At 63.0% G+C, this 18,840-nt stretch carries 15 protein-coding genes; 11 read left to right on the forward strand and 4 right to left on the reverse strand.

Annotated elements, in window-relative coordinates:
* Position 1: 1 nt before the first annotated feature.
* From gcvP to AC1M7R_RS05165, 5 genes are all read left to right on the forward strand, one after another.
* On the forward strand, positions 2-2,851 hold the full coding sequence (gene gcvP, locus AC1M7R_RS05145; protein ID WP_072395069.1) for an aminomethyl-transferring glycine dehydrogenase: 2,850 nt from the start codon (positions 2-4) through the stop codon (positions 2,849-2,851).
* 173 nt (positions 2,852-3,024) lie between these two features.
* On the forward strand, positions 3,025-4,401 hold the full coding sequence (locus AC1M7R_RS05150) for an L-serine ammonia-lyase (RefSeq protein ID WP_072395071.1): 1,377 nt from the start codon (positions 3,025-3,027) through the stop codon (positions 4,399-4,401).
* 41 nt (positions 4,402-4,442) lie between these two features.
* Positions 4,443-5,567: a glycine cleavage system aminomethyltransferase GcvT gene (gene gcvT, locus AC1M7R_RS05155; RefSeq protein ID WP_072395073.1), complete on the forward strand. Its 1,125-nt coding sequence runs from the start codon at positions 4,443-4,445 to the stop codon at positions 5,565-5,567.
* A gap of 394 nt (positions 5,568-5,961) precedes the next feature.
* Positions 5,962-6,174: a cold-shock protein gene (locus AC1M7R_RS05160; protein ID WP_011335634.1), complete on the forward strand. Its 213-nt coding sequence runs from the start codon at positions 5,962-5,964 to the stop codon at positions 6,172-6,174.
* 94 nt (positions 6,175-6,268) lie between these two features.
* Positions 6,269-6,757 carry an RDD family protein gene (locus tag AC1M7R_RS05165; protein ID WP_072395075.1) on the forward strand — a complete coding sequence of 163 codons (489 nt, stop codon included), beginning with the start codon at positions 6,269-6,271 and terminating at the stop codon, positions 6,755-6,757.
* A 189-nt stretch (positions 6,758-6,946) separates the two neighbouring features.
* Here the strand turns inward: AC1M7R_RS05165 and nadA are convergent, their stop codons facing one another.
* On the reverse strand, positions 6,947-8,005 hold the full coding sequence (gene nadA / locus AC1M7R_RS05170; protein ID WP_072431872.1) for a quinolinate synthase NadA: 1,059 nt from the start codon (positions 8,003-8,005) through the stop codon (positions 6,947-6,949).
* Positions 8,006-8,344: 339 nt separating this feature from the next.
* Between nadA and AC1M7R_RS05175 the strand changes: the two genes are divergently transcribed.
* From AC1M7R_RS05175 to AC1M7R_RS05200, 6 genes are all read left to right on the forward strand, one after another.
* Positions 8,345-10,150 (forward strand): copper resistance system multicopper oxidase, encoded by a 1,806-nt coding sequence (locus AC1M7R_RS05175; protein WP_490610274.1) that lies wholly within the window; start codon positions 8,345-8,347, stop codon positions 10,148-10,150.
* Between the two features lie 44 nt (positions 10,151-10,194).
* A complete protein-coding gene (locus tag AC1M7R_RS05180; RefSeq protein WP_371128598.1) occupies positions 10,195-11,046 on the forward strand; it encodes a copper resistance protein B in 852 nt (283 codons plus the stop codon).
* 59 nt (positions 11,047-11,105) lie between these two features.
* A complete protein-coding gene (gene copC, locus AC1M7R_RS05185) occupies positions 11,106-11,492 on the forward strand; it encodes a copper homeostasis periplasmic binding protein CopC (RefSeq protein ID WP_072395083.1) in 387 nt (128 codons plus the stop codon).
* A 2-nt stretch (positions 11,493-11,494) separates the two neighbouring features.
* Entirely contained in the window at positions 11,495-12,424 is a 930-nt protein-coding gene (copD, locus tag AC1M7R_RS05190) for a copper homeostasis membrane protein CopD (protein WP_072431874.1), read from the forward strand.
* 299 nt (positions 12,425-12,723) lie between these two features.
* The gene (locus AC1M7R_RS05195; RefSeq protein ID WP_072431875.1) at positions 12,724-13,911 is read left to right on the forward strand and encodes a cyanate transporter; all 1,188 of its coding nucleotides are present in this window, start codon (positions 12,724-12,726) and stop codon (positions 13,909-13,911) included.
* Between the two features lie 136 nt (positions 13,912-14,047).
* Positions 14,048-14,959, forward strand: coding sequence for a DMT family transporter (locus tag AC1M7R_RS05200; RefSeq protein WP_072395089.1), 912 nt, complete (start codon positions 14,048-14,050; stop codon positions 14,957-14,959).
* Between the two features lie 21 nt (positions 14,960-14,980).
* On the opposite strand, the gene AC1M7R_RS05205 is transcribed toward AC1M7R_RS05200, so the two are convergent.
* The 3 genes from AC1M7R_RS05205 to AC1M7R_RS05215 are packed head-to-tail and all read right to left on the reverse strand — an operon-like array spanning position 14,981 to position 18,835.
* Positions 14,981-16,390 (reverse strand): amidase, encoded by a 1,410-nt coding sequence (locus AC1M7R_RS05205; RefSeq protein WP_490610474.1) that lies wholly within the window; start codon positions 16,388-16,390, stop codon positions 14,981-14,983.
* Positions 16,391-16,392: 2 nt separating this feature from the next.
* A complete protein-coding gene (locus AC1M7R_RS05210; protein ID WP_072395093.1) occupies positions 16,393-17,733 on the reverse strand; it encodes an aspartate aminotransferase family protein in 1,341 nt (446 codons plus the stop codon).
* On the reverse strand, positions 17,711-18,835 hold the full coding sequence (locus AC1M7R_RS05215; protein ID WP_490610275.1) for an aminotransferase class III-fold pyridoxal phosphate-dependent enzyme: 1,125 nt from the start codon (positions 18,833-18,835) through the stop codon (positions 17,711-17,713). Before AC1M7R_RS05215 ends, AC1M7R_RS05210 begins: the two co-directional genes overlap by 23 nt.
* Positions 18,836-18,840 lie beyond the last annotated feature (5 nt).

An 18,840-nucleotide genomic window follows, 5' to 3' on the forward strand; every position in this document is an offset into this window, starting at 1 on the left:
CATGACCATCCATCTGGGCACCGCCAACGAATTCATCGCTCGCCACATCGGCCCGCGAGCCAGCGACGAAAAAGCCATGCTCGAGCGCCTGGGCTACGACTCCCTGGAAGCCCTGAGCGCCAGTGTCATCCCTGAAAGCATCAAGGGCACCAGCGTGCTGGACATGGGCGACGGCCAGAGCGAAGCCGAGGCACTGGCTTCGATCAAGGCCATTGCCGGCAAGAATCAGTTGTTCAAGACCTACATCGGCCAGGGCTACTACAACTGCCACACGCCGGCGCCGATCCTGCGCAACCTGCTGGAAAACCCCGCCTGGTACACCGCCTACACCCCATACCAGCCGGAAATTTCCCAAGGCCGTCTCGAAGCGCTGCTGAACTTCCAGACCCTGATCAGCGACCTCACCGGCCTGCCTATCGCCAACGCCTCCCTGCTGGACGAAGCCACCGCCGCCGCCGAGGCCATGACTTTCTGCAAGCGCCTGAGCAAGAACAAGGGCAGCAACGCTTTCTTCGCCTCGCGCCATTGCCACCCGCAGACCCTCGACGTGCTGCGTACCCGTGCCGAGCCCCTGGGCATCGACGTGGTGGTAGGCGATGAGCACGAACTGACCGACGTCAGCCCGTTCTTCGGTGCGCTGCTGCAATACCCGGCCAGCAACGGTGACCTGTTCGACTACCGCGAACTGACCGAACGCTTCCACGCCGCCAATGCCCTGGTGGCGGTTGCGGCCGACCTGCTGGCCCTGACCCTGCTGGCCGCCCCGGGCGAGTTCGGCGCCGACGTGGCCATCGGCAGCGCCCAGCGCTTCGGCGTGCCGCTGGGCTTCGGCGGCCCGCACGCGGCCTACTTCTCCACCAAGGATGCCTTCAAGCGCGACATGCCGGGCCGCCTGGTAGGCGTTTCCGTGGACCGTTTCGGCAAGCCGGCCCTGCGCCTGGCCATGCAGACCCGCGAGCAACATATCCGCCGCGAAAAAGCCACCAGCAACATCTGCACCGCCCAGGTCCTGCTGGCCAACATCGCCAGCATGTACGCCGTTTACCACGGCCCCAAGGGCCTGACGCAAATCGCCAACCGCATCCATCACCTCACCGCGATCCTCGCCAAGGGCCTGGGCGCGCTGGGCTTGAGCGTGGAGCAAGAGAGCTTCTTCGACACCCTGACCCTGCACACCGGCGCACAGACCGCCGCCCTGCACGACAAGGCCCGCGCCCAACGCATCAACCTGCGCGTGGTGGACGCGCAGCGCCTGGGTCTGTCCCTGGACGAGACCACCAGCCAGGCTGATGTCGAAGCGCTGTGGAGCCTGCTGGCCGACGGCAAGGCCCTGCCGGACTTCGCGGCCCTGGCCGCCACCGTGCAAAGCCGTATCCCGGCCGAGCTGGTGCGCCAATCGGCAATCCTCAGCCACCCGGTGTTCAACCGCTACCATTCCGAAACCGAGCTGATGCGTTACCTGCGCAAGCTCGCCGACAAGGACCTGGCCCTGGATCGCACCATGATCCCGTTGGGTTCCTGCACCATGAAGCTCAACGCCGCCAGCGAGATGATCCCGGTGACCTGGGCCGAGTTCGGCGCCCTGCATCCGTTCGCCCCGGCCGAGCAGAGCGCCGGCTACCAGCAGCTGACGTCCGAACTGGAAGCCATGCTCTGCGCCGCCACCGGCTACGACGCCGTGTCGCTGCAACCCAACGCCGGTTCCCAGGGTGAATACGCCGGCCTGCTGGCGATCCGTGCCTATCACCAGAGCCGCGGCGAAGAACGTCGCGACATCTGCCTGATCCCATCCTCGGCCCACGGCACCAACCCGGCCACCGCCAACATGGCCGGCATGCGCGTCGTGGTCACCGCCTGCGATGCCCGCGGCAACGTCGACATTGAAGACCTGCGGGCCAAGGCCATCGAGCACCGCGAACACCTCGCCGCGCTGATGATCACCTACCCGTCCACCCACGGTGTGTTCGAAGAAGGCATCCGCGAAATCTGCGGGATCATCCATGACAACGGCGGCCAGGTATACATCGATGGCGCCAACATGAACGCCATGGTCGGCCTCTGCGCCCCGGGCAAGTTCGGCGGCGACGTGTCGCACCTGAACCTGCACAAGACCTTCTGCATCCCTCACGGCGGTGGCGGCCCGGGCGTCGGCCCGATCGGCGTCAAGTCGCACCTGGCACCGTTCCTGCCGGGCCATGCCAACATGGAGCGCAAGGAAGGCGCGGTGTGCGCGGCGCCGTTCGGCAGCGCGAGCATCCTGCCGATCACCTGGATGTACATCCGCATGATGGGTGGCGCCGGCCTCAAGCGCGCGTCGCAACTGGCGATCCTCAACGCCAACTACATCGCTCGTCGCCTGGAAGAGCATTACCCGGTGCTCTACTCCGGCAGCAACGGCCTGGTGGCCCACGAATGCATCCTTGACCTGCGTCCGCTCAAGGACAGCAGCGGCATCAGTGTCGATGACGTGGCCAAGCGCCTGATCGACTTCGGTTTCCACGCCCCGACCATGTCCTTCCCGGTGGCCGGCACCTTGATGATCGAGCCGACCGAAAGCGAATCCAAGGAAGAACTGGACCGCTTCTGCGACGCCATGATCTGCATCCGCGAAGAAATCCGCGCGGTGGAAAACGGCAGCCTGGACAAGGACGACAACCCGCTGAAGAACGCCCCGCACACCGCGGCGGAGCTGGTCGGCGAATGGACCCACCCCTACAGCCGCGAACAGGCGGTCTACCCGGTGGCCTCGTTGATCGAAGGCAAATACTGGCCGCCGGTAGGCCGGGTCGACAACGTCTTCGGCGACCGCAACCTGGTTTGCGCCTGCCCGTCGATCGAAAGCTACGCTTGACCTGGGGGGCGGGTTTGCTCGCCCCTCTCGAGAACACCGCGAACCTTGTGGAAGGTCACTTTCTCAAGGAAACCACATCTGCTTTGTGGGAGCGAGCTTGCTCGCTTTCACAAAGGAGCCTGTGCCCCCATTCATAACCGTCGATCCTCATAAAAAGAAACCGGAGAAACACCATGTCGTTAAGCGTGTTCGACCTGTTCAAGATCGGTATCGGCCCTTCCAGTTCCCATACGGTCGGCCCGATGCGTGCCGCTGCCCGTTTCGTCGAGGGGTTGCGCCGTGATGACCTGCTCGAGACCATCACCAGCGTCAAGGTGGAGCTGTACGGATCCCTCGGTGCCACCGGCAAGGGCCACGGCAGCGACAAGGCCGTGCTGCTGGGCCTGGAGGGTGAACATCCGGATACGGTGGATACCGAAACCGTGACTGCCCGTCTGCAGGAGATCCGCAGCAACGGGCGCTTGAACCTGCTGGGCCAGCACCCCATCGATTTCAATGAAAAACTGCATCTGGCGATGATTCGCAAGCCCTTGGCGTACCACCCCAACGGCATGATCTTCCGCGCCTTCGATGCCGCGGGCCTGCAAGTGCGCAGCCGCGAATATTACTCGGTGGGGGGTGGTTTCGTCGTGGACGAGGACGCCGCCGGCGCCGACCGTATCGTCGAAGATGCCACGCCACTGACGTTTGCGTTCAAGAGCGCGAAGGACCTGCTGGGCCATTGCAGCACCTATGGCCTGTCCATCAGCCAGGTGATGCTGACCAACGAAAGCGCCTGGCGCCCCGAAGCCGAGACCCGCGCCGGTCTGCTGAAGATCTGGCAGGTGATGCAGGATTGCGTGGCGGCCGGGTGCCGCAACGAAGGGATCCTGCCGGGGGGGCTGAAGGTCAAGCGCCGGGCCGCGGCGTTGCACCGCCAGTTGTGCAAGAACCCCGAAGCCGCCCTGCGCGACCCGCTGTCGGTGCTGGACTGGGTCAACCTCTATGCCCTGGCGGTCAACGAGGAGAACGCCTATGGCGGACGCGTCGTCACCGCCCCGACCAACGGGGCGGCAGGGATCATCCCGGCCGTGCTGCATTACTACATGCGCTTCATTCCCGGGGCCAACGAGGATGGCGTGGTGCGGTTCCTGTTGACTGCAGCCGCCATCGGCATCCTCTACAAGGAGAACGCGTCCATCTCCGGTGCCGAGGTCGGCTGCCAGGGTGAAGTCGGCGTGGCCTGCTCCATGGCGGCCGGCGCCCTGTGCGAAGTGCTGGGCGGTACCGTACAGCAAGTGGAGAATGCCGCCGAAATCGGCATGGAACACAACCTCGGGCTGACTTGCGACCCCATCGGAGGCCTGGTGCAGGTGCCCTGCATCGAGCGCAACGCCATGGGCTCGGTGAAAGCCATCAACGCCGTACGCATGGCGATGCGCGGCGACGGCCATCACTTCGTCTCTCTCGATAAAGTCATCCGCACCATGCGCCAGACCGGCGCCGACATGAAAAGCAAATACAAGGAGACCGCCCGCGGCGGTCTGGCGGTCAACATCATCGAATGCTGATGCGTGTTGCGCGCCCCTCTTCATTTTTTCCAGGAGCCGATATGTCCACCGAACCACTGTTGAAAACCCCGCTGCATGCCCTGCACCTCGAACTCGGCGCCCGCATGGTGCCGTTCGCCGGCTACGACATGCCGGTGCAGTACCCACTGGGCGTGATGAAGGAACACCAGCACACCCGAGACCAGGCCGGGTTGTTCGACGTGTCCCACATGGGCCAGATCCGCCTGACCGGCGCGGGTGCCGCCCAGGCCCTGGAAACCCTGGTGCCGGTGGACATCGTCGACCTGCCGGTGGGCATGCAGCGCTATGCCATGTTCACCAACGAGAACGGCGGCATCCTCGACGACCTGATGGTCGCCAACCTGGGCAACGACGAACTGTTCCTGGTGGTCAATGCCGCCTGCAAGGACCAGGACCTGGCCCACCTGCGTGCCCACATCGGCGACCAGTGCAGCATCGAACCGCTGTTCGAAGCCCGTGCCCTGCTCGCCCTGCAAGGCCCAGCCGCCGTAACCGTGCTCGCCCGCCTGGCGCCGGAAGTGGCAAAGATGACCTTCATGCAGTTCCAGCGTGTCACGCTGCTGGGCGTGGAGTGCTTTGTCAGCCGTTCGGGCTACACCGGCGAGGACGGGTTTGAGATCTCCGTACCCGCCGCCGAATCGGAAAAACTGGCCCGCGCCCTGCTGGCCGAACCGGAAGTGGCCGCCATCGGCCTCGGTGCCCGCGACTCCCTGCGCCTGGAAGCTGGTCTGTGCCTCTATGGCCATGACATGGACACCCAGACCACACCGGTAGAGGCCAGCCTGCTCTGGGCCATTTCCAAGGTCCGGCGTGCCGATGGCGCTCGCGCGGGAGGCTTCCCGGGCGCTGACACCGTGTTCGCCCAGCAACGCAATGGCGTAAGCCGCAAACGTGTCGGCCTGTTGCCCCAGGAACGCACACCGGTGCGCGAAGGCGCGGAGATCGTCAACGAGGCCGGCGAGATCATCGGTACCGTCTGCAGCGGCGGTTTCGGCCCTACCCTGGGTGGTCCGTTGGCAATGGGTTATCTGGACAGCGCCTATGTCGCACTGGACACGCCGGTCTGGGCCATCGTGCGCGGTAAAAAGGTGCCTTTGCTTGTAAGCAAAATGCCATTCGTTCCACAACGCTACTACCGTGGCTGATTGACTGTTTCTATAAGTAACGCGGTTGCGTTATCCGTGCACTAATGTGTAACGCAACCGCCATAAAAAGGTGCATTTATTACTTACTGGGCAAGCGTTATAACAGCGACAAACAATTGAACCAGACTATCGACTAAGCCCAGGCTGGCGAAGCGCGCAAATAGCGCAAGACTCAGGAAATCCGTGCCTTTGAGAGGGGGTTGTTTTTTTGTCGGTAGTTGGCGTAGAGTTTGGTCACTGTGTTTGCATGGGTCGCTTGGAATCGTGACCTGGGCAGTAGCCTATGAAGTTCGCTACATCCCGTTCGACGTCTCTTACTTTCCTGCAACCCAGCCCCAGTACTCTTTCATGTGAAAGAGGCTGTCATTAATTTAGCGTCAAAGGAAATAAGAAAATGTCTCAGCGTCAGAGCGGTACCGTCAAGTGGTTCAACGACGAAAAGGGTTTTGGTTTTATCACTCCTGAGAGCGGTCCGGATCTGTTCGTACATTTCCGCGCCATCCAGGGCAACGGCTTCAAGAGCCTGAAAGAAGGCCAGAAGGTCACCTTCGTTGCCGTGCAAGGCCAGAAAGGCATGCAAGCTGACGAGGTTATTGCCGAGGCCTGAGGCTTTCGCAAACCAAAAAGCCCCTGATTGATATCAGGGGCTTTTTTATGGACGTAAATCCGTAGAATGGCTTCTTTTTCGGTTCGAGGCCGTCATGTCGAAACACCTGCTCACCCCTCAGGGTGACTTCCCTCCCGTCGGCCTGGGTCGTCGCCTGGCCGCGATGTTCTATGACTTCCTGTTGTGCACGGCCCTGCTGATCGTCACCAGCGGCATCTACAAGATGATCCAGATGAGCATCATCGGCGAAGAAAAAATGCGCGCCCTTACCGAGGCCGGCGCGCTGGACGGCGACCCGCTGCTGTCCACCGTGCTGCTGTTCGCGCTGTTCGGCTTCTTCGCCAAATTCTGGACCCATAACGGCCAGACCCTGGGCATGCAGGTCTGGGGCATCCGAGTACAGAACGCCGATGGCACAGCCATCAGCCTGTGGCAGGCATTGCTGCGGTTCGTGGTGTCGATTGCTTCGTTGTTGCTGGTGGGGCTGGGCTTCATCTGGTCGTTGTTCGACAAGCACAAGCGCAGCTGGCATGACATCTACTCGGATACGCAATTGGTGCGGATTCCCAAGAAGACGAAGTAAAAAAACACCGTGTCAGCGGATTGAAATACATTGCGGCAAGGGGATTTATCCCCGCTGGGTCGCGAAGCGGCCCAATTTGTTCATCCTGATACGCCGTGGTGTCAGGCTGTAGGGCTGCTTCGCAGCCCTACAGGGGTAACTCCCCTCGCCACAAAAAACCTCGCAAGTCTCAAAATACTCTTCAGTGCCTCAAGCATTCCCCGCCAGTTTCATCCGCGCTGCCTGGGTGAAATCCAGCATGCGCTTGAGCGGGCGAATGGCCTGGGGGATCAACGCCGGGTCGACGAAGATCTCGTTGGTGCCTTCCTGCAGGCTCTTGAGGGTACGCTCCAGGGTGTTCATCGCCATCCATGGGCAATGCGCACAACTGCGGCAGGCCGCGCCGTTCCCGGCGGTAGGGGCCTCGATGAAGACCTTGTCCGGGCACAACTGCTGCATCTTGTAGAAGATACCCCGGTCGGTCGCGACGATCAGTGTCTTGTTCGGCAGGCTCTGGGCCGCCGCGATCAACTGGCTGGTGGAGCCCACGGCGTCCGCCAACTCGATGACCGAAGTCGGCGACTCCGGATGCACCAGGATCGCGGCGTCCGGATAAAGGGCCTTCATGTCCTCCAGTTGCTTGGACTTGAATTCCTCGTGGACGATGCAGGCCCCGTCCCAGAGCAGCATATCGGCGCCGGTCTTGCGCTGGATATAGGTCCCCAGGTGCTTGTCCGGCCCCCAGATGATCGTCTCGCCGTTGTCCATCAGGCTCTCGACGATTTCCAGGGCACAGCTGGAAGTCACGACCCAGTCGGCACGCGCCTTGACCGCCGCCGAGGTGTTGGCATACACCACCACGGTACGCTCCGGGTGCTGGTCGCAGAACGCCGAGAATTCCTCCACCGGGCAGCCCAGGTCCAGGGAACAGGTGGCCTCCAGCGTCGGCATCAATACGCGTTTTTCGGGGTTGAGGATCTTGGCGGTTTCCCCCATGAACTTGACTCCGGCCACCACCACAGTCTTGGCCGGGTGGGCGTTGCCGAAGCGGGCCATTTCCAGGGAGTCGGATACGCAGCCCCCGGTCTCCTCGGCCAGGGCCTGGATGATCGGGTCGCAGTAGAAGTGGGCAACCAGCACCGCGTCCTGAGCCTTGAGCTCGGCGGCGATGGCGGCGCGGTACCAGGCCTCTTGCTCGGCGCTCAGCGGCTTGGGCTGTTTGGCATCGAGATGGGCCTGGACTAGAAGGCGTTCGGAAATTTGCGTCATGTTCGCAAGACCTGCAAGCGCGTTCGCGCGAAAGTCGAGTATACACCCGGCTCCGGACCACTCGGGTACCGCCGGGAAAGTGGGTATCAATCAGGCACGGGACAGCGTGAAGCCGGCAAGGCTACAGAATATCCGGTCGATGCAAAAGATCATTCTGATCGACGTCCGGCCGGTACGCTCCGGCGCGTCCTCGACGCCCTGCCGCAGGCGAACGAGGGCCGCGTCAACCTGACTGAAATGTAATCACTCGCCCCGCTCGCCTGTGTCATCGTTGCCTTCAGATCTGCACGGGGAAATGCTCCCCGGGCACGTTGCGAATCGACGGACGGACATTTATCGATGCAAACGAACACCTCCCGACGAACCTTCGTAAAGGGCTTGACCGCTGGCGGCATCCTCGGTGGCCTGGGCCTGTGGCGCGCGCCTGTCTGGGCACTGACCGGCCCTGACCAACCCAATGTACTGAGCGGCACCGAATTCGACCTGTTCATTGGCGAAAGCCCGGTCAATTTCACCGGCCACCCTCGTACCGCCCAGACCATCAACGGCGGCATCCCCGGCCCGCTGCTGCGCTGGCGCGAAGGCGACACCGTGACCCTGCGGGTACGCAACCACTTGAAGGACACCACATCCATTCACTGGCACGGCATCATCCTGCCGGCCAACATGGACGGTGTTCCAGGGTTGAGCTTCAAGGGCATCGAACCCGACGGCCAGTACGTCTACCAATTCAAGGTCCGTCAGAACGGCACCTACTGGTACCACAGTCATTCCGGCTTCCAGGAACAGTCCGGGGTCTATGGCCCGCTGGTCATCGATGCCCGGGAACCCGAGCCCTTCCAGTACGAGCGCGACTACGTGGTAATGCTCAGCGACTGGACCGATGAAGACCCCGCCGACGTCATTCGCAAGCTCAAGAAGCAGTCGGACTATTACAACTACAACAAACGCACCGTGGGCGACTTTATCGACGATGTCGCCAGCAAAGGCTGGGGCGCCACCGTGGCCGATCGCAAGATGTGGGCTGAAATGAAAATGAACCCCACCGACCTGGCGGACGTCAGTGGCGCCACCTACACCTACCTGATGAACGGCCAGGCGCCGGACATGAACTGGACCGGTCTGTTCAAGCCCGGCGAGCGGATTCGCCTGCGCTTGATCAATGGTTCGTCCATGACCTACTTCGACGTACGCATCCCTGGCCTGAAAATGACGGTGGTCGCTTCCGACGGCCAGTACGTCAACCCGGTGCAAGTCGACGAATTCCGGATTGCCGTGGCCGAGACCTATGACGTCATCATCGAGCCGACCGAACAGGCCTATACGCTATTCGCCCAATCGATGGACCGCACCGGGTATGCCCGTGGCACCCTGGCGGCCCGACCCGGACTCGCGGCCCCGGTGCCGCCGCTGGACCCTCGGCCGCTGGTCACCATGGACGACATGGGCATGGGCGGCATGGATCATGGCAGCATGGGCGACATGGGCGCCATGGACCATGGATCGATGCAAGGCATGGATCACAGCCAGATGCCAGCAATGGACCACGGCTCCATGCAAGGCATGGATCACAGTGAAATGCCCATGATGGATCACGGCGCCATGCCAGGCATGGGCGATATGCCCACCCATCCTGCGTCGGAAAAAGACAACCCGCTGGTGGACATGCAGGCCATGAGCGTCAAGCCCAAGCTCGACGACCCCGGCATGGGCCTGCGCAACAACGGCCGCAGGGTACTGACCTATGCGGACCTTCGCAGTACCTTCCCCGATCCGGACGGTCGCGAACCGGGCCGCACCATCGAATTGCACCTGACCGGCCACATGGAGAAATTCGTCTGGTCGTTCAACGGCGTGAAGTTCTCGGACGCGGCGCCGTTGCTGTTCAAGTACGGCGAGCGACTGCGCATCGTACTGGTCAACGACACCATGATGACTCACCCCATCCACCTGCATGGCATGTGGAGCGACCTGGAGGATGAAGACGGCCAGTTCATGGTGCGTAAACACACCCTCGACGTGCCACCGGGCTCCAGGCGCAGTTATCGGGTCACCGCCGATGCCCTCGGACGCTGGGCGTATCACTGCCACCTGCTCTTTCACATGGAAATGGGCATGTTCCGTGAAATCCGGGTACAGGAATGAGGAGCCGAATCATGACCACCCACATTCATTACCCCCTTGTGTCGATGATGTTCATGGCCAGCCTGGCACAGGGCATCGCCACGCCCGCCTGGGCGGCGAGCCACGACATGCAAGGCATGGATCACAGCCAGATGCAGGGCATGGATTCGATGCAGGGCATGCAGTCGATGGATTCGCCCACCACCAGCCGTACGCCGATCCCCGAACCGAGCGCGGCCGACCGTGCGGCGGTCTATGAAGATCACGGCGGTCATGCGGTGCATGACAGTGCACTCAACTCGTTCTTCCTGGTCAACCAGCTGGAATGGCAGGACGCCGACGAGGGCAGCGCCGTGAGCTGGGACGCCTCCGGCTGGATCGGCGGCGATATCGACCGGTTGTGGCTGCGCTCCGAAGGCGAACGCACCAATGGCAAGACCGAGGAAGCCGAGCTCCAGGCCCTCTGGGGCCATGCCATCAGCCCCTGGTGGGACGTGGTGGCGGGCGTGCGCCAGGACTTCAAGCCGGGCGAGCCGCAGACCTGGGCCGCCCTGGGCCTACAGGGCATGGCACTGTACAACTTCGAAACCCAGGCCACGGCATACCTCGGCGAAAACGGCCAGAGCGGGCTACGCCTGGAAGGCGACTACGACATTCTGTTGACCAACCGCCTGATCCTGCAGCCTACCGCCGAAGCCAACTTCCATGGCAAGGACGATCCGGCCCGCGCGGTAGGCTCAGGCTTGTCGAACACCGAACTGGGGCTGCGGCTGCGCTATGAGATCCGCCGCGAATTCGCCCCCTACATCGGCGTCACCTGGAACCGCGCCTACGGCAACACCGCGGACTACGCCCGGGAAGAAGGCGACGACCGCAGCGAAGCGCGCCTGGTCCTGGGTGTGCGCCTGTGGTTCTGATCGGTTGACCTCATTCGATCCCCCAAAAAACCAGAAAAAACCGTTGTAGGAGTCCTTGCATGTCATTGATCAAAACCGCTGTCATCACCGTCGCATTGTCCGCTGGCCTGTTGGGCAGCGGCCTGGCCCAGGCCCATCCCAAGCTGCTGTCCTCCAACCCCGCCGATGGCGCGCAGGGGCCGGCGCCAGCGAAAATCGAACTGCATTTTTCCGAAAACCTGATGACGAAGTTCTCCGGCGCCAAGCTGTTGATGACCGAGATGCCCGGCATGTCGGCCCATTCGCCGATGGCGATGCCGGCCAAGGTATCTGGCAGCGATGATCCCAAGACGATGGTCATCACCCCGAACACCCCGCTCACGGCGGGCACCTACCAGGTCCAATGGCGCGCCGTGTCGTCCGACACTCACCCGATCACCGGCAACGTCACATTCAAGGTGAAGTGATCTTGAGCGACTCGATCAATCTCGAACTGATCAACATCGCTCTGCGCCTGGCCCTGTATCTGGACCTGATGCTGTTATTCGGGCTCGCGGCATTCGGCCTTTATGGCCTGCGGGGCCGGGAGCGCAGGTCTGGCGAGGTGTTGCCTTTCGCGGGGCTCCTGGCGACGACGGCACTGGTGGGCGTGTTGCTTTCCATGGCCGGCATGTTATGCATGGCCTGGAGCATGAGCGGCGTTTCGGACTGGGCGGAGCTGCGCCCGCATGTCGAAATGATGGTGCTGGAGACTGACGTGGGCACGAGCTGGAGCCTGCGGGTCCTGGCGCTGATACTGGCCACTGTCGCCGCGACGCAAAGCAAGCGCTGGCCGACCGCCAGCCTGTGGCTGGTCACACTGGCCGCGGGTGCTGCCGTTGCGACACTGGCCTGGGCCGGTCATGGGGCCATGGATGAAGGTGAACGACGGACCTGGCATCTGATCACCGACTTCCTGCATCTCTGGGCCGCCGGGGCCTGGGTCGGCGCCTTGGCCGCGTTCGTCCTGCTGCTGCGCCAGGCCGAACATCGGCTGTCGGTGCTGGCTCGAACGCTCACCGGCTTCGAAACCGCCGGGGCCGTGATCGTGCTGGTCATCAGCATGACCGGTGCGGTGAATTACCTGTTCATCGTAGGCCCGACGCTGGATATCCTTCCGGACAGCCTCTATGGCCAGTTGATGGCGCTCAAGCTCGGCCTGTTCATGGCCATGCTGACATTCGCCGCGCTGAACCGCTTTCATCTGAGCCCACTGCTGGAGCAGGCCAGGCAAACCGGCGAGCATCGTGTGGCGGTGAATGCCCTGAGGCGCAGCATGGCCCTGGAGTTATCGGTGGCAGTGATCATCCTGGGGCTGGTCGCCTGGCTGGGCACGCTGAGCCCGGGAATAGACGCCTAGGCTCTGTATGAAAAGTCTTGATTCGAAGGTCGGGCAAGGCGAAATCAGCCGAGCAAGCGCAGTGTACTGGCGCGCATGAGCATGCCGAGGCTGTTTTCAACGCAGCCTGAACGAATATCAAGGCTTTTCGTACAGAGCCCAGGCCGATCAGAGGCCGGCGATGCGTCAGCAGCGCTGGCCCCCGTACTCAGCCCCACCTTCGGACGCATCTAATTTTTCGATACCGCCCGCCAGTTTTCAGTTTGCCCCCGCCGCCGCTCCCCAGCCCTAATGATGCTTTGCTCAGTCAAGGCTCTGTTATGGAAAACGTTCGAACTTCAAGTACTCACGCCGTCTGGCTGATGGTCAGCGTGGTATTGGTAGCCCTGAACCTGCGACCCTCGATGGCCGCGGTCGGGCCATTGTTGTCAGCCATTCGCGGCGAGGTACCGTTGAGTTTCAGCGCCGCCTCGCTGCTGACCATGTTGCCGGTCATGGCCATGGGCCTGGCGATGTTCCTGGGCATGCGCATTGCCCTGCGCATCGGCGAACACCGCACGATCGTACTGTCGTTGTTGATCATCGGCCTGGCCACCGCGTCGCGCCTGTACCTGGACAGCGCCGTCGAACTGATCGTCAGCGCCGTGGTGGCCGGGTTGGGGATCGCCCTGATCCAGGCGGTGATGCCGGCCCTGATCAAGTCACGCTACAGCGACAATGTCTCGCTGTTCATGGGGCTGTACGTCACCTCGATCATGGGCGGGGCGGCACTTGCGGCGTCATTTTCACCCTTCGTCCTGTCGCAGACCGGTAGCTGGCGCATCGGCCTGGCCATCTGGGCGATCCTGGCGCTGGTGGCCCTGGGCTGCTGGTATGCCCAGCGCTCGTCCGTGACTCCATTGCCCGAAGCACCGAGCCGCAACCAGGAGTCGTTTTTCAGCAACGGCCGGGCCTGGTTGCTGGCGATTTTCTTCGGTTTGGGCACCGCCTCCTACACCTGTGTGCTGGCCTGGCTGGCGCCTTACTACGTGGAAAAAGGCTGGAGCGAGCAGCATGCCGGCCTGTTACTGGGGTTCCTCACGGCGATGGAAGTCCTGTCGGGCCTCGTCACCCCGGCCATCGCCAACCGCAGCCAGGATAAGCGCCTGGTGCTGGCCGTCCTGCTGGCCCTGATCATGGCGGGTTTCTGTGGCCTGATCCTCAGCCCGGAACGCTTCAGCCTGCTGTGGCCTTGCCTGTTGGGGCTGGGTATCGGCGGCCTGTTCCCGATGAGCCTGATCGTCTCCCTCGACCATCTGGACAATCCGCGCCGGGCCGGCGGCCTGACGGCCTTCGTGCAAGGCATCGGCTATCTGATCGCCGGGCTTTCACCGCTGATCGCCGGGATGATCCGGGATCAGCTGGGCAGCTTCGAATGGGCCTGGTGGTCGCTCACCGCGGTGATGGCACTGATGATCCTGATGGTGTTGCGCTTCAATCCCAAGCAGTACGCGCGGCATATCAGCTAGGCGGCCGATTCCTCTCGTCTCAACGAACAAGGGCCGCAATGAATGCGGCCCTGTCTTTGTCGAACCTTACCCATGACCGGCCGACGGACTTGCCCATCATGACATTCCAGTACGCACACACAGGAATAAGACCTTGATGAAAAACGTCGGTTTTGCGGCCGCTCACTGGGGCATGCTCATTTGGGCGATGCTGATCGCCTCGTCCTTCTTCGCGGCGGCCCAGGTCAGCCAGACCATCGATCCGATTCTGCTTACCGGCCTGCGGCTGCTGTTTTCCGCCCTGATGTTCCTGCCGCCGCTGTTGTTGAAAAACACCTCGCCCATCACCGCCAGGGGATTGCTGGCCCATGCCGTGCTCGGCCTGCTACTGGCGACCTACTTCGGTTCGCTCTTCGAGGCATTGCGTTATACCTCAGCGGTCAACACGGCGACGTTGTACACGCTGGTGCCGTTGATGACGTTGTTCTTCGAAGTTTTCCTGTTACCCAGCCCGAGCCTCAAGAGCCGTTTGCTACCCATGCTGATCGCGGCGGCCGGGGCGGTGTTGCTGACACTCAAGGGGTCCGCGCCGGGGCAGATGCCCGCGCTCTACCCGGTGCTGGTCTTTGGTGCCGGTTGCCTGGCGATGGCGTTGTACTCGCCCCTCAGCCAGCGGTTCAAGGCCAATGCACTGCAAGGGCGGGATCCGGTGGCGATGACGTTCTGGAACATGCTGTTCGGCTCGCTGTTTCTCTTGGTGTTCTGCCTGTTCAGTGGCGGCTGGCGCAGCGGCTTGCAACTGTCGACGCTGGATATTGGCTGGCTGGTCTACCTGGCGCTGTTCGGCACTCTCGCCACGTTCTGGCTGTTGCACCGGGCCATCGGGGTGATCGCACCGTCAACGGTGATTTCCTACGTGTACCTCAACACGCTGTTCGTGACGCTGCTCAACTGGTTCTGGTTCAGGCAGCAACCGATGGCCCTGGAGATCATCGGCGCTGCGCTGGTGGGTGCGGGGATGCTGGCGCTGGTGATTTCAAGCCGTAACACGAGAACCGTTACGGCCTGAAATCGTCCCAGGCCGGTACGATCATACCGAGCCTGTAGGTGAAACCGGGCTCCAGCGCTCCAGCTCCCGTTCAAGGAAAGCCGCGACCGCCAACAACCGCTCTTCCTGCCAGTGGGGCCCGACGATCTGGATGCCGATGGGCATTGCGGTGACGGGATCGGTGCCGGCGCGGATCACCACCGCCGGCGAACCGCTGAGGCTGAACGGGAAGACGAAGGCGTAGCGATCGCGGTCCTGCAGGGACTCCCCATGCCGGAACGCGACGTCCGGGAATACCGGGCAGATGAACAGGTCATGCTGCTTGAAGAACTTCGCCAGCTGATAGCGGAACGTGTCGATCGCGATCCAGTCGCGCTTGACTTCATCCACGGTCAGTTCCACGGTTTCGCTCATGCCCAGCAACTGGGCGATGGCCGGTGTGAAGCGACGCTTGCTCATCGAGTCGAACAATTGCCGCCAGCCGCGCCCGGCGTCGGCGCCGGTGATGAACACCCGCCACAGCACATCGCAGGCCTCCTCGAGCATCGGCGGAGCCACCGGGCTCACTTGCGCCACCACCGTGCCCAGGCACCGCTCGACCTGTCGCAGCACCTGGCTTACCGCCGCGCTGACCGGGGTCCGGCTGGACTCCGAGAACAACGCGACGCGCAGGCTGGCCAGCGGCTCGCTTTCGGCGAACGGTACATCGACGGTGTCCGGATCATGTCCGTCGGCGCCGCTGATCAACGGCCCGAGCAGGGCAAGGTCATCCACATAACGCCCCATCACGCCAAAGGCCGAAGTCATGTGGAACAGCCCGGAGCGGTCGTTGGGGAACTGGCCGGTCAGCGGCACCCGGCCCTGGGTCAGCTTCAGGCCGCAGATGCCATTGAAATGGGCCGGAATGCGCACACTGCCACAGGCATCGGATGCCAGGCCGGCCGGCGAGCAGCCGGCGGCGATGGCTGCCGCCTCCCCTCCACTGCTGCCGCCGGCGGAGCGTTGCAGGTCGTGGGGGTTGAGGGTGCGGCCATAGATCAGGTTCTCGGTTTCGAAGGCCATGCACAGCTCGGGCACGTTGCTGATGCCCAGGATGATCGCGCCGGCCTGCCGAAGCCGGGCCACGGCCGTCGCGTCCTGCTGGCTGGGCTCGCCCAGCAGTTCCTCCAGCCCGCGGGACATCTTGAACCCGCGGACATGAAGGACATCCTTGATGGTGATGGGAATGCCGTGCAGCGGGCCGCTGATCTGCCCGACGCGGGCCATTTCGTCAGCCTCCCGCGCCTGGCGGCGCAGTTCCTCCACCGGAGCCAGCTGGATCAATGCATTGATCTGCCGGTTACGCTCGGCGATGCGCTGCAGGTAGAACTCCAGCAACGTGACGCTGGTCAGCACGCCCCGTCGCAGCAGGCCGGCCATTTCCCTCAAGGTCAGCGTATCGGGGTTGAACATGCTCACGACGCCTCCTTGCTGCGCAGCCACTTGTTGGGCAACTGATACATGTTGCGCACCACCAGGGAGAACGCCTTGACCGCCAGCGCCGGGCGTCGGTCAATGGCGGCCAGGGCTTCTTCGACCATCGTCAGGACATGACGCAATGCGTCGGAGGAAATGTTCAGCGGCGGATAGAAGCGCAACACCGGGCGCTCGGCCTTCTCGTTCATCGAATGCCCGGCATGAATACCGCGCTTGCCCAGTTCCATGCTCATCAGGGCTTCATAGACCGAGCCGCGCAGACGCAGGCCAGTCATCAGGCCCACACCCGGCACGTCCTCGACGATGTGCGGATAACGCAGCGCCAGGCGCTGCAGGCCATGACGCAGCAAGCCGCCGTTGACCCGCGACTGCTCCACCAGGTTGTGCTGTTCAATGTAATCGATGGCCGCGAGCGCCGAAGCGCATGCCACCGGGTGCCCGCCATTGGTACGCGTATCGGGCTCGATCTCGCTGAGCGGGTACTGAGTGGCCAGGCGCTGGCTGTACATGGCACAGGCGAAAGAGGTGTAGCCGCCGGTCAGGCCCTTGGAGAGGATCATGATGTCAGGCACCACGTCGTCATACTGCACGGCGAACCATTTGCCGCAGCGACCGAAACCGGTCTGGATTTCATCCGCCACCAGCAGGGTGCCGGTGGCATCGCACAAGGCCCGCAGGTTGGCCATATAGCCCACCGGAGGTACCTGCAGGTGTGCGCCGCCCAGGATCGGCTCGACGTACACGGCGCACACGCCCTCGCCCACGGCTTTTTGCAGGGCGGCGAAATCGCCATAGGGCACGCAGGTGACCTCCGGGGAGTCGATGCCATAGCTGCTGTGGTTCTGGCGCTGGCCGAGAATGCTCATCGCCGCCAGCGTCTTGCCGTGGTAGGAGCCACTCATCACCACGATCCCGCGCCGATGCGGCTGGATCCGCATCGCATAGCGCAGGCTCTGTTCCACCGCTTCGGCGCCGGACACCATGTACTGCACGTCGCCCCACTCCCCCGGCACCAACTGGCACAGGCGCTCGGACAATTTGTCCTGCAGCGGATGGCGCCGGCCTTCCGGCACCCAGGCCAGTTGGTTCAACTGCGCCTGCACCTGCTCGCGCACCATCGGGTTGCGGTGCCCGACGATGAACACCCCATAGCTGCATGCGCAGTCGATGAAGCGCTTGCCGTTGTGGTCGGTGACATGGATGCCATCGGTTTCCTGTTCGACCGTGGTCTTGCCCAGGCGATACAGCTTGGCTGCCGATGCGCTCCAGTGCCGCTGGCAATCGTCCAGCAGTTGTTCATGCGGCCTGAGTAAGGACATGGCTCAGCGTCTCCTTGATGATGTTTGCGGCACGTTGGATATGTTCGGGACGAGCGGTGATCGGGCAACGCAGGATCAACTCGCGACCGCGAGGAACGCTGACATAGACGCCTTTTTCATAGAGCGCCTCGCACACCGCGCTCGGTTGCAGGTCGTCGGTCAGCGGCAGGCTGACCCAGGCGCCTTCGGCCACGGCACCGAATGACGCCAGGGTCTGTGCCAGTCGCTGACCGTTCTCCTGGCATTGGCGGGGCGAGTCGTGGCTTTGCACGTAGTCGAGTGCGGTCAGGGCCGCAACGCAGGCCATTGGGTTACCGGCCGTGGTGCTGCCGTGCTTGGCTGGGCTGCTGCGGCCGTAGACCTGCCAGGCCATGCGCTCGCTGCAGGTATAGGTGCCGATGGGGATCGCACTGCCGCCCAGGGCACCGCCTAGCACGACGATGTCCGGCACGGCGCGATAGCGCTGGAAACCGAACAGCGTACCCAGGCTGCCAAGGCAGCTCTGGGTATCGACGGCGATGACCGGTACCGTTGCCTGCGCCGCGCGGGCGTGCAAGCGCTCGACCAGCGCCGGCTCGAGCATCTGCAGTCGACCGTTCGCATCGAGACGGGTGTTGCTGTGGCATACCGCGAAGCAATCGCTCCAATCCACCGTGTCCAGATCGGCAAGGTGACGAATGGCCACCCGCTTGAAGCCCAGGAAACCCTGCGCCGGCAGATCGCCCTGCGTGGCATTGAGGCAACGCCCGTAAGTCAGCGAGCCGTAATCGCCGCCCTGGACGAACACGATGGTGTTGCCCTTGGGCTTGAGGCCCTTGCACAGCTTCAGAGCGCCTTCGAAGGCTTCGTCACCGGAGCTGCACACATAGGAACTGACCAACGGCTCCGGCAGCAACTCCGCCAGGCGGCGGCACAAGGCAATCAGCGGTTCGGACATCAGCACCCGATTGGACAGGCCCATGACCTGCGCCTGACCAGTCACCGCCTCGATCACCGCCGGCACCTGGAAACCGAACCCGCCGGTCAGGTCGATGATCTGCCGGCCCTCGCCATCCAGGTAGGTCTCGTACTGCCCGCCAAGAATATAGTTATCGTTTTTCATGGGAC

The sequence above is a fragment of the Pseudomonas sp. MS01C9 genome (assembly GCF_058202755.1).

Excerpts from the sequence above, each read along its gene's own strand:
- AC1M7R_RS05160 (WP_011335634.1), top strand. The coding sequence starts at position 5,962 with ATGTCTCAGCGTCAGAGCGGTACCGTCAAGTGGTTCAACGACGAAAAG.
- gcvP (WP_072395069.1), top strand. The coding sequence starts at position 2 with ATGACCATCCATCTGGGCACCGCCAACGAATTCATCGCTCGCCACATC.
- gcvT (WP_072395073.1), top strand. The coding sequence starts at position 4,443 with ATGTCCACCGAACCACTGTTGAAAACCCCGCTGCATGCCCTGCACCTC.
- AC1M7R_RS05210 (WP_072395093.1), bottom strand. The coding sequence starts at position 17,733 with ATGTCCTTACTCAGGCCGCATGAACAACTGCTGGACGATTGCCAGCGG.
- nadA (WP_072431872.1), bottom strand. The coding sequence starts at position 8,005 with ATGACGCAAATTTCCGAACGCCTTCTAGTCCAGGCCCATCTCGATGCC.
- copC (WP_072395083.1), top strand. The coding sequence starts at position 11,106 with ATGTCATTGATCAAAACCGCTGTCATCACCGTCGCATTGTCCGCTGGC.
- AC1M7R_RS05215 (WP_490610275.1), bottom strand. The coding sequence starts at position 18,835 with ATGAAAAACGATAACTATATTCTTGGCGGGCAGTACGAGACCTACCTG.
- AC1M7R_RS05180 (WP_371128598.1), top strand. The coding sequence starts at position 10,195 with ATGATGTTCATGGCCAGCCTGGCACAGGGCATCGCCACGCCCGCCTGG.
- AC1M7R_RS05150 (WP_072395071.1), top strand. The coding sequence starts at position 3,025 with ATGTCGTTAAGCGTGTTCGACCTGTTCAAGATCGGTATCGGCCCTTCC.
- AC1M7R_RS05200 (WP_072395089.1), top strand. The coding sequence starts at position 14,048 with ATGAAAAACGTCGGTTTTGCGGCCGCTCACTGGGGCATGCTCATTTGG.
- AC1M7R_RS05165 (WP_072395075.1), top strand. The coding sequence starts at position 6,269 with ATGTCGAAACACCTGCTCACCCCTCAGGGTGACTTCCCTCCCGTCGGC.
- AC1M7R_RS05175 (WP_490610274.1), top strand. The coding sequence starts at position 8,345 with ATGCAAACGAACACCTCCCGACGAACCTTCGTAAAGGGCTTGACCGCT.
- AC1M7R_RS05205 (WP_490610474.1), bottom strand. The coding sequence starts at position 16,390 with ATGTTCAACCCCGATACGCTGACCTTGAGGGAAATGGCCGGCCTGCTG.
- AC1M7R_RS05195 (WP_072431875.1), top strand. The coding sequence starts at position 12,724 with ATGGAAAACGTTCGAACTTCAAGTACTCACGCCGTCTGGCTGATGGTC.